Here is a 2,197-nt window from a genome sequence, read left to right as displayed (position 1 = left end):
CCACCATAGTAAGCCAGTATACACTCCGCTAGCGCTACGTGACTGGTTCAGGGCTGCGCCCCGAAACCCGCCAAAAGCCTGACGCGCCTGCGGCTTGTCCAACCCCGCGCCGACCGGGAAAGGCTTTCCCGCCCGTCCCGGCGTTATCAGGAGACCGGTTTGTCAGAGAAACGGAACAAGATGCTCACCATGTGGGTGACGGAGGACGAGCACCGGCGGCTGCTCGAACGCTGTGACGGCAGGCAGCTGGCGGCGTGGATGCGGCAGACCTGTCTTGATGAAAAGCCTGCGCGTACCGGAAAGCTACCCTCGATCTCGCCGGCGCTGCTGCGCCAGCTTGCCGGCATGGGCAACAACCTGAACCAGATAGCCCGCCGCGTTAACGCCGGCGGCGGTACCGGCCATGACAGGGTGCAGATTGTGGCGGCGCTGATGGCAATCGATGCCGGCCTTGAGCAGCTGCGGCACGCCGTTCTTGAGAAAGGAACGGACGATGATCATTAAATTTCATCCGCGCGGTCGCGGCGGTGGCGCCGGGCCGGTGGACTATTTGCTGGGTAAAGACCGGCAGCGTGAAGGCGCCACCGTCCTGCAGGGCAAGCCGGAAGAAGTCCGGGAGCTGATTGATGTGTCGCCTTACGTGAAGAAATACACCTCCGGCGTACTGTCGTTTGCGGAGGCAGATCTGCCTCCCGGCCAGCGGGAAAAACTGATGGCCAGCTTCGAGCGTGTTCTGATGCCCGGCCTCGATAAAGATCAGTACAGCATTCTGTGGGTGGAGCACGCGGACAAGGGGCGTCTGGAGCTGAACTTTCTGATCCCCAATACCGAGCTGCTGACCGGCAGGCGGCTCCAGCCGTACTACGACCGCGCCGACCGGCCGCGCATCGATGCCTGGCAGACGGTGGTCAACGGCCGGCTGGGGCTGCACGACCCGAACGCGCCGGAAAACCGGCGGGCGCTGGTCACGCCGTCCGCGCTGCCGGAAGCGAAGCAGGAAGCTGCCCAGGCGATTACGCGCGGCCTGCTTGCCCTTGCCTCATCCGGGGAGCTGAAAACCCGTCAGGACGTCACTGAGGCGCTGGAAAGCGCAGGTTTTGAGGTGGTGCGCAGCACGAAAAGCAGCATCAGCATTGCCGACCCGGACGGGGGGCGAAACATCCGACTGAAGGGAGCCATCTATGAGCAGTCTTTTAACGCTGGCGAAGGACTTGGAGCAGAAATCGAAAGCGCAGCAGCAGAGTACCGGCGAGATGCTGAAAGCCGCATTCAGCGAGCACGAGCAGTCTGTCAGAGCGGAACTGAGCGCAAGCGCGAGGAGAATCAGCGACGCCATCAGCGCCCACGAACAGAGTATGAGCGAGGCGATGGAGAAAAACCGGCGGAGCGTGCTGCTGACAGCCGGGAGGGCATGGCTCACCATCCTGATGGTGTCAGCGCTGCTGATCGCCACGAGCGGGAGCATTCTGTGGTGGCAGGGGCAGCAGATAACCGACAATTACACACATCTTCGTCAGCAGGAAGATACCCTGGCGAAAATGACTGCCCGGACGTGGGGAGTGCGCTATCAGGAGAGCAGCGACGGCCGGAGGTTCCTTATCCTGCCGCCGGGGATGCAAGCCGAAGCCATCCCCTACGACGGGACGACCTGGATCCGCCTGAAACAGGAGTAGCGGAAAATGACAGAGCTGGAAAAGCAGTTGCTGACCGCATTAGAGCAGCTACATCAGGACTACTCGCAAAGGCTGGACGAATGGGAGAGCGCCTTCGCGGAATGGCAGAAGATGTCTGGGCTTATGCAACGGGAGAACGCGGTGCTGAACGAGCGCGTGTCGGACTTGAGCACGCAGGTGCTGAGTTTAAGCGAGCAGCTGCGCCGCTTGTCCGGGAACTGAATGCCACCGAGTTCCGGCAGGGGGAGAATGAGTATCAGAAAACACTGGAGCTGGAGCGCCAGCCGCAGAAAACCTACAAAGGACCGACGCTGGGCTGACGGATGCCGGCCCGTGATAAACCCCAAGAAGGGGTCGTTTGCGGGAGAGGGCGAAATCCTACGCTAAGGCTTTGGCCAACGATATTCTCCGGTAAGATTGATGTGTTCCCAGGGGATAGGAGAAGTCGCTTGATATCTAGTATGACGTCTGTCGCACCTGCTTGATCGCGGCCGCGATAGCTAGATCGCGTTGCTCCTCTTCTC

General features: G+C 61.2%; 3 protein-coding genes. All 3 read left to right on the top strand.

The genetic code is table 11. The features are described from left to right. The first annotated feature begins 159 nt into the window (after positions 1-159). The 3 genes from ACFWGJ_RS43395 (at position 160) to ACFWGJ_RS43385 (ending at position 1,895) form a co-directional block, all read left to right on the top strand. Positions 160-504: a MobC family plasmid mobilization relaxosome protein gene (locus ACFWGJ_RS43395; protein ID WP_044704870.1), complete on the top strand. Its 345-nt coding sequence runs from the start codon at positions 160-162 to the stop codon at positions 502-504. Positions 505-1,181: 677 nt separating this feature from the next. Continuing rightward, complete coding sequence (locus ACFWGJ_RS43390) at positions 1,182-1,673, top strand: MbeB family mobilization protein (RefSeq protein WP_063844470.1); 492 nt, start codon at positions 1,182-1,184, stop codon at positions 1,671-1,673. 6 nt (positions 1,674-1,679) lie between these two features. Beyond that, positions 1,680-1,895, top strand: a complete 216-nt coding sequence (locus tag ACFWGJ_RS43385) for an MbeD family mobilization/exclusion protein (RefSeq protein ID WP_044704874.1) — start codon at positions 1,680-1,682, stop codon at positions 1,893-1,895. Positions 1,896-2,197: the final 302 nt, after the last annotated feature.

This window comes from Streptomyces sp. NPDC060205 (genome assembly GCF_042728395.1).
Classification (GTDB): Bacteria; Actinomycetota; Actinomycetes; order Streptomycetales; family Streptomycetaceae; genus Streptomyces.
This window is presented reverse-complemented; position numbering and strand designations above follow the sequence as displayed.

Bases quoted from the DNA above. Each gene is read 5' to 3' on its own strand.
- ACFWGJ_RS43385 (WP_044704874.1), top strand. From the start codon at position 1,680: ATGACAGAGCTGGAAAAGCAGTTGCTGACCGCATTAGAGCAGCTACAT.
- ACFWGJ_RS43390 (WP_063844470.1), top strand. From the start codon at position 1,182: ATGAGCAGTCTTTTAACGCTGGCGAAGGACTTGGAGCAGAAATCGAAA.